The organism is Photorhabdus heterorhabditis (assembly GCF_001280945.1).
GTDB classification, from domain to species: domain Bacteria; phylum Pseudomonadota; class Gammaproteobacteria; order Enterobacterales; family Enterobacteriaceae; genus Photorhabdus; species Photorhabdus heterorhabditis.
In genome coordinates, this window is the sequence record NZ_LJCS01000098.1 from 1 (window position 1) to 8,545 (window position 8,545).

The 8,545-nt window shown below is 41.2% G+C and carries 5 protein-coding genes; 4 read left to right on the top strand and 1 reads right to left on the bottom strand.

Annotated elements, in window-relative coordinates; all coding sequences use genetic code 11:
* Window positions 1-267: 267 nt before the first annotated feature.
* Window positions 268-1,311, bottom strand: a complete 1,044-nt coding sequence (gene ansB / locus AM629_RS19830) for an L-asparaginase 2 (RefSeq protein ID WP_054481365.1) — start codon at window positions 1,309-1,311, stop codon at window positions 268-270.
* Between the two features lie 138 nt (window positions 1,312-1,449).
* Here ansB and ycaO point away from each other — a divergent pair, with 138 nt between their 5' ends.
* The 4 genes from ycaO to pflA all read left to right on the top strand — a co-directional run bounded on the left by ycaO (window position 1,450) and on the right by pflA (window position 7,532).
* The gene (gene ycaO, locus AM629_RS19835) at window positions 1,450-3,213 is read left to right on the top strand and encodes a 30S ribosomal protein S12 methylthiotransferase accessory factor YcaO (protein ID WP_054481375.1); all 1,764 of its coding nucleotides are present in this window, start codon (window positions 1,450-1,452) and stop codon (window positions 3,211-3,213) included.
* 317 nt (window positions 3,214-3,530) lie between these two features.
* Window positions 3,531-4,388, top strand: coding sequence for a formate transporter FocA (gene focA / locus AM629_RS19840; RefSeq protein ID WP_054481367.1), 858 nt, complete (start codon window positions 3,531-3,533; stop codon window positions 4,386-4,388).
* 56 nt (window positions 4,389-4,444) lie between these two features.
* Window positions 4,445-6,727 (top strand): formate C-acetyltransferase, encoded by a 2,283-nt coding sequence (pflB, locus tag AM629_RS19845; RefSeq protein ID WP_054481370.1) that lies wholly within the window; start codon window positions 4,445-4,447, stop codon window positions 6,725-6,727.
* Between the two features lie 64 nt (window positions 6,728-6,791).
* On the top strand, window positions 6,792-7,532 hold the full coding sequence (pflA, locus tag AM629_RS19850; RefSeq protein ID WP_054481373.1) for a pyruvate formate lyase 1-activating protein: 741 nt from the start codon (window positions 6,792-6,794) through the stop codon (window positions 7,530-7,532).
* Window positions 7,533-8,545: the final 1,013 nt, after the last annotated feature.

Genomic DNA, 8,545 nt, shown 5'->3' on the forward strand with positions numbered 1-8,545 from the left:
GTTGTCGTAGGAATGTGGTCATAATAGAAGTTCTGAATTTGGAATGGGAACCAAGATATTAACTGATAAGGGATAACTTTTGCGACACCCTCGCACTGGGCAAGGGTTTACGGCGTTTTTCGCTAAAATCGTACGGTAAATTTCCGTACGAGTAATATCTTAACCACTTTTGGACAGAACACTACCGCTGTTAAGCAATTATTCAAGCAAGAAATATCAGGGCGCATTTCACACACTCATGCACCCTTCTGTTATCCCAGAATTCATTCAATATTTAACAAACATCTCGTGAATTTTCGCTGGATCATGGGTTTTAGTCAGCGCTAATTGTAAAAGCACTCTGGCTTTTTGCGGATTCAAACGTTCAGATGCCACAAAACCATATTTGCTATCATCCACTTCCGCATTCTGAGTCACATAACCCACCGGTACACGACTTGCTCTCACAACCACAACGCCATCTTTAGCGGCCTGGGCCAAAGTATCGAAAATCGTTTTGTACATATTACCGTTGCCAACCCCGGCGCTGATGATCCCTTGATAACCATCACTCAACAGCGCTTTCGCTGGCAGATCAGAAGCATTCGCATAGTTATAAACAATGCCTACTTTTGGCAGCTTATCCAGTTTGCTGACATCAAAAATAGCCTTGTCCGCTCTCGGTTTAGCTTCAGCGTAATAATTAACTTTGCCGTTATGGATAAAACCTTCAGCACCAGCATTAATCGGCTGGAATGCCTGAACTTCAGTAGTGCTCATTTTTACCACGGTACGCCCGCTGATAACCGCATCATTCATTGCCATCAACACGCCACGTTTGGCCGATGCTTTGTCCCCTGCAACCACTACCGCGTTATACAGATTTAACGGGCCATCAGCGCCCATCGCTGTAGACGGACGCATTGCCCCAACCATGACTATCGGTTTCTGGCATTGAGTCGTTAGATCGAGGAAGTAAGCCGTTTCTTCCATCGTGTCTGTGCCGTGTGTGATAACAAAGCCATCGGTCTTGTCACAATCAGCATTGATTTTTTTCGCCAGAGTCAGCCATACCTGATCATTCATATCCTGCGAACCAATGCTCACCACCTGCTCACCTTTCAGGTTAGCGATATCTTTGATATCAGGCACAGCGTTGACTAATACATCAATACCCACTTTTCCCGCAACATAGTTGGATTCAGTTGCAGATTCGCCCCCACCTGCAATCGTTCCTCCGGTAGCCAAAAGTGTAATATTTGGCAAAGCAACAGCAGAACCGCTGATTAATGCCAATAAACTGGCTAAAGCTGTGTGTTTCATCTTTTTCATACTGATTTCCTTAATGAAAAATATCCCATCTGATTATGAATAATGATATCAATAAATCTGTGATGCATACCAGACTTTAGCTACCGAAAAAAAACTCGTATGATGAGCCCCCGTAATGAGCTCTCATAAGTGAATACCATGATGCAAACCTTTATTCCCGGCAAAGATGCCGCACTGGAAGATTCAATCAATAGCTTTCAGCAAAAACTGCAACATCTTGGTTTTAATATCGAAGAAGCCTCTTGGCTGAACCCGGTTCCTCATGTCTGGTCAGTTCATATCCGTGACCGCGATTGCCCTTTATGTTTTACCAACGGTAAAGGGGCAAGTAAAAAAGCCGCTTTAGCTTCTGCTTTAGGGGAATATTTTGAACGTTTGTCAACCAACTATTTTTTTGCTGATTTCTATTTAGGACACGCTATCGCTAACGGTGATTTTGTCCACTATCCCAATGAAAAATGGTTTGCTTTACCCGAAGATGATTCCTTGCCAGAAGGTATTTTGGATGCCCGGTTACGTCAATTTTACGATCCAGAGAATGATTTATGTGCAAGTCAATTAGTCGATTTGCAATCAGGTAATGAAGAGCGTGGTATCTGTTCATTGCCATTTACCCGTCAATCTGATCAGCATACGGTCTATATTCCCATGAATATTATTGGCAATCTTTATGTTTCCAATGGTATGTCAGCAGGTAACACGGTTAATGAAGCCAGAGTTCAGGGGTTATCCGAAGTTTTTGAGCGCTATGTCAAAAACCGGATTATTGCAGAAGGCATCAGCCTGCCAGAAATTCCACAGGAAGTGATGAATCGTTATCCGGGCGTGGTTGCAGCGGTCAACACATTACAGGATGAAGGTTTCCCACTCTATTGTTATGACGCCTCTCTGGGTGGACAGTTCCCGGTGATTTGCGTGGTTCTGTTTAATCCTAATAATGGGACTTGTTTCGCTTCATTTGGTGCTCACCCTGATTTTGGCGTAGCACTGGAACGTACTGTTACCGAGCTGTTGCAAGGTCGCAGCCTGAAAGATCTGGACGTGTTCAATGCGCCGACTTTCGATAATGAAGAAGTTGCAGAACATACCAATCTAGAAACGCATTTTATTGATTCGAGTGGTTTGATCAGTTGGGATTTATTCAAACAAGACGCTGATTATGAGTTTGCTGACTGGAGTTTCAGCGGCACGACAGAAGAAGAATTTGTTACTTTAATGGCTATTTTCAAGCAACTGGATGCTGAAGTTTATATTGCTGACTACGAACACCTCAGTGTTTATGCCTGCCGTATTTTGGTTCCAGGTATGTCCGATATTTATCCTGTGGAAGATTTACATATCGCCAATAACACCATGGGAATTCATCTGCGGGAAACTTTATTAGCGCTACCGGATAGCCAATGGCAGCCTGAAGAATATCTGGCACTGCTTGAGCAATTAGATGAAGAAGGTCTGGATGATTTTACCCGAGTTCGTGAATTGCTTGGCATTGAGGTTGGTAAAGATAATGGCTGGAGCAATTTACGTATCGGTGAACTGAAATCCATGTTGGCATTGGCGGGCGGTGATCTGGAACAAGCGCTGATTTGGGTAGAATGGACTCAGGATTTTAACGCCTCAGTCTTCACTACCGAACGAGCTAACTATTATCGCTGTCTGCAAACACTGCTTTTACTTGCTCAGGAAGCAGATAAAAAGCCGGCACAATATTACCAAGCATTCGTAAAAATGTACGGACAGGATGCGGTTGAAGCAGCTTCAGCGGCTATTTCTGGTGAAAATTGTTTTTACGGCTTGTGGTCAGTCGATGCAGATTTAAAATCACTATCCGCTCATCAGGCTTTATTAGCCACTTATGAGAAACTGCAAAAAGCAAAACGTGATTTCTGGAACGCAAAATAAAATTGTAGAAAAGACAATTTTTCATTGAAGGTAAAATACAGGTTAAATTCAATTTATTTAAAACAACAAATAAATAACAATTTAACCTGTTATTTTACTTACCAAACTTTCCTCTAGTGGTTGAATAAAAAAATTCAATAATTTTTAAAATTTTTTTATTTTATAAAAATCAATAAATTAACTGAAATTTAAACCAATTCGTCCCCCAAAACAACGTTCACTCTCTGAGGATTATGATCTATATCAAGTTTACATCCTCATGCCTTTGTTATTATCGTTACGTACCATAACTAATCAATCATAAAGAGAATGTTAGTATGAAAGCTGACACCCCTTTTAATTTATTATCGCCTGCGGTAATAGCAAAATTCGCTGATGATGTTGGTGTTTATAAAACCACCAAACATCCTGCAATCACCTATATATCAGCAATAACTGCCGGTTTTTTTATTTCTATTGCCTTTGTTTTTTACATTACCGCTACCACAGGAACTGAATCTGTCCCTTATGGGTTAGCTAAATTAGTCGGCGGAATCTGTTTCTCACTGGGGTTAATGTTAGTTGTGGTTTGTGGCGCAGATTTATTTACTTCCACCGTACTGACGATTATTTCCAAAGCAACCGGGCGTATAACCTGGCATCAAATGTTTAAAAACTGGATTAACGTTTATTTTGGTAATTTAATTGGCGCGTTATTTTTTGTCGCTATTATCTGGTTTGCTGGTCAATATCGTGTTGCTAACGGATTATGGGGCCTGAATGTATTACAAGCTGCTGATCATAAAGTGCATCATACTTTTATTGAAGCTGTATTCTTAGGCATTCTTGCCAACTTAATGGTTTGTCTCGCCGTTTGGATGAGTTATGCCGGACGTAGCTTACTGGACAAAATATTTGCCATGATTTTACCCGTAGGCATGTTTGTTGCCAGCGGTTTCGAGCACAGTATTGCTAACATGTTTTTAATTCCGCTAGGTATTGTTATTAAGAATTTCGCACCAACCGAATTCTGGAGCAATGTCGGAGCAACGCCTGAACAATTTTCTCAACTCACTATTTCACACTTTATCACTAACAATTTAATTCCAGTCACTATTGGTAACATTATCGGTGGCGCAGTTTTAGTGGGTTTGACTTACTGGTTAATTTATCTGCGTAGCGAGCAAAAATATTAATTAGCTCCCTCGCCTGATTTTTCAAAAGTTCGATTATCAAATAAGGTAGACGTATCATGACTGAGTTAAATGAAAAATTCTCTGTAGCATGGCAAGGTTTTAATCAGGGTGACTGGCAAAACGAAGTCAATATTCGTGATTTCATCCAGAAAAACTATACACCATATGAGGGTGATGAATCTTTCCTCGCAAGCTCTACCAAAGCAACCGATGCTTTGTGGGAAAAAGTCATGGAAGGTATCAAAATCGAAAACCGTACTCATGCACCGGTTGATTTTGACACTGATGTCGCTGCTACCATTACTTCCCATGATGCGGGTTACATTGAAAAAGATCTGGAAACCATCGTTGGCCTGCAAACGGAAGCGCCTCTAAAACGTGCCCTGATCCCCTTTGGCGGTATAAAAATGGTAGAAGGATCATGTAAAGTTTATGGCCGTGAACTCGATCCTAACTTAAAACAAATTTTCACTGAATACCGCAAAACACATAATCAGGGTGTTTTTGATGTTTACACACCCGATATTCTGAAATGCCGCAAATCTGGCGTTTTAACAGGTCTGCCTGATGCCTATGGCCGCGGTCGCATTATTGGTGATTACCGCCGTGTTACAGTCTACGGCATCGATTTCTTGCGTGACGATAAATTAGCCCAATTTAATTCATTGCAAGAAAAACTGGAACGCGGTGAAGATCTGGAGATGACCATCCAGTTGCGTGAAGAGATTGCTGAACAGCATCGTGCTCTGGGCCAGATTAAAGAAATGGCGGCCAAATACGGCTATGATATTTCTGGCCCCGCTACTGATGCTAAGGAAGCAATACAGTGGACTTATTTCGCTTATCTGGCAGCAGTTAAATCTCAAAATGGCGCAGCAATGTCTTTCGGTCGCGTTTCCAGCTTTCTGGATATCTACATCGAACGTGACCTGCAAGCAGGTAAATTAACAGAAATCGAAGCACAGGAATTGATCGACCATCTGATCATGAAACTGCGAATGGTGCGTTTCTTGCGCACACCTGAGTATGACGAACTGTTCTCTGGTGACCCAATCTGGGCAACAGAATCCCTGGCGGGTATGGGACTGGATGGCCGCACGCTGGTCACTAAAAACAGCTTCCGCTTCCTGAACACCCTATACACCATGGGTCCGTCACCAGAACCCAACATGACCATCCTGTGGTCTGAAAAACTGCCAGTAAATTTCAAAAAATTCGCGGCAAAAGTTTCCATCGACACCTCATCTTTACAGTATGAGAACGATGATCTGATGCGCCCTGATTTCAGCAACGATGATTACGCTATCGCTTGTTGTGTCAGCCCGATGATTGTAGGTAAACAGATGCAATTCTTCGGCGCTCGCGCAAACCTGGCTAAGACCATGTTGTACGCAATCAACGGCGGCGTGGACGAAAAACTGAAAATACAGGTTGGCCCGAAAGAAGAACCAATGAAAGATGAAATACTGGACTACGACAAAGTTATGGCCCGCATGGACCATTTCATGGACTGGTTGGCAAAACAGTATGTTACCGCATTGAATATCATCCACTATATGCATGACAAATACAGCTACGAAGCCGCACTGATGGCTCTGCATGACCGTGACGTTCATCGTACTATGGCATGTGGCATTGCTGGTCTGTCTGTCGCTGCTGACTCGCTGTCTGCGATCAAATATGCCAAAGTCACACCAATCCGTGACGAAAACGGTTTAGCTATTGATTTCAACATTGAAGGCGAATACCCACAATTTGGTAACAACGACTCACGCGTCGATGATATCGCTTGTGATTTGGTTGAGCGCTTCATGAAGAAAATCCAGAAACTGAATACTTACCGTAACGCAGTTCCTACTCAATCCGTTCTGACTATCACCTCTAACGTAGTCTATGGTAAGAAAACCGGTAACACGCCTGATGGACGTCGCGCTGGCGCACCATTTGGACCCGGCGCAAACCCAATGCACGGTCGTGATCAGAAAGGCGCCGTCGCTTCTCTGACCTCTGTGTCTAAACTGCCATTCGCCTATGCAAAAGACGGTATTTCTTATACTTTCTCTATCGTACCGAATGCATTAGGCAAAGATGATGAAACACGTAAAACTAACCTGGCTGGTTTACTGGATGGCTATTTCCACCACGAAACCGACATTGAAGGTGGTCAGCATCTCAACGTTAACGTGATGAACCGTGACATGTTACTCGAGGCCATGGAAGACCCTGAGAAATATCCTCAGCTCACCATCCGGGTATCTGGCTATGCTGTGCGTTTCAATTCATTAACTAAAGAACAACAACAAGATGTGATCACCCGCACTTTCACTCAGTCTATGTAATAATCTGTTATCAAAATAAAGGCCCTAATTTGGGCCTTTCAATCAGTTTTGGAGCCATCCTGTTATGTCCGTACTTGGTCGTATCCACTCTTTTGAATCCTGTGGCACCGTTGATGGTCCCGGTATCCGGTTTATCGTCTTCTTTCAAGGCTGCCTGATGCGCTGTCTTTATTGCCATAACCGTGATACATGGGATACCCACGGCGGCAAAGACATTACTGTCGAAGAACTTATAAAAGAAGCGACAACCTATCGTCATTTTATGAATGCATCGGGGGGTGGCGTTACCGCATCAGGGGGTGAAGCCATTCTGCAAGCTGAATTTGTGCGTGATTGGTTCAGAGCCTGTCGTGCCGAAGGTATTCATACCTGTCTTGATACCAATGGATTTGTTCGTCGCTATGATCCGGTTATTGACGAACTGATGGATGTGACTGATCTTGTTATGCTTGATTTGAAACAGATTAATGATGAAATCCACCAGAAATTAGTAGGTGTTTCAAATCACCGCACATTGGAATTTGCCCGCTATCTGGCCAAACGCAACCAAAAAACTTGGATTCGTTACGTTGTCGTCCCAGGCTGGTCCGATGATAATGAATCCGCTCATAGACTGGGTGAATTTACCAGAGATATGAAAAATATTGAAAAAATCGAACTTCTGCCTTATCACGAACTGGGTAAACATAAATGGATTACCATGGGTGAGGAATATAAGCTGGAGGGTATTAAACCGCCTACAAAAGAGAGCATGGAGAGAGTGAAAAGCATTTTAGAAAGCTACGGGCATAAAGTTGTGTATTAATTAATACAACTTAACTTTTATTTTTAAAAATAAATAATTTAAATACATTTTTGATTTTTATAGAACCGATAACAATAGCGGTCATTTCAATAATATAACGAATAATATATTAAGACATAGGTCGTTTATATTTATGAATAAATACAAACGACCTGTAAATTAATTCTATCCATTATTGATGTACCATGTTTTTCTGCAACTGATTTTATCAAATTAATTTCACGTGAAGTAAGCCCACTTTTTAACATTAATTATTTTATTCGCTGTTCAATCATTACCCCAATAAGTAAATCATCTGATTAATATATACTAAATGCTGGTATAATATTAAGAAAAAACACTTCGCATATAAGAAAAAACATAATTTGTCTGTAAAATCACATTTTAAAATATAAAAATTATCATTGAGACATATGAAATTAAAGGGGTAATTTATAGTTAATTTAAAAAAACACTTACCTCTTATTTCTCCAAAAAATAAAACACATTCAGTAAATATCTAAAGAATTGGCATTGTAATTGGAGGCTAAAGAAATATCTTTACAGGAAGGAAGAAATATTGACTTGTAGTTTCAATTATATATTTTTAGTGCATTATCCATTATATTTCTCAAGAAGCTTTTAATATCTGATAATATCTATACCCAATAGATTTCAAGATGGATCGCGACGGCAAGGGAGCGAATCCCCGGGAGCATAGATAACTCTGTGACCAGGGTGAGTGAGTGCAGCCAACAAAGAGGCAACTTGAAAGATAACAGGTATATATTAACTTCTCATCTTTATTACTTGTGATGGTGTTTATTTGCTATCATCTATATGTTTTTAATTTTGATTATATCCCATTTTTGGGCGCATCTACTTCTAATAATGATTTCTTATTTTATATACCCAATAGATTTCAAGTTGCAGTGCGGCGGCAAGTGAACGCATCCCCAGGAGCATAGATAACTATGTGACTGGGGTAAGTAAACGCAGCCAACAAAGCAGCAGCTTGAAAGATGAAGGGTATA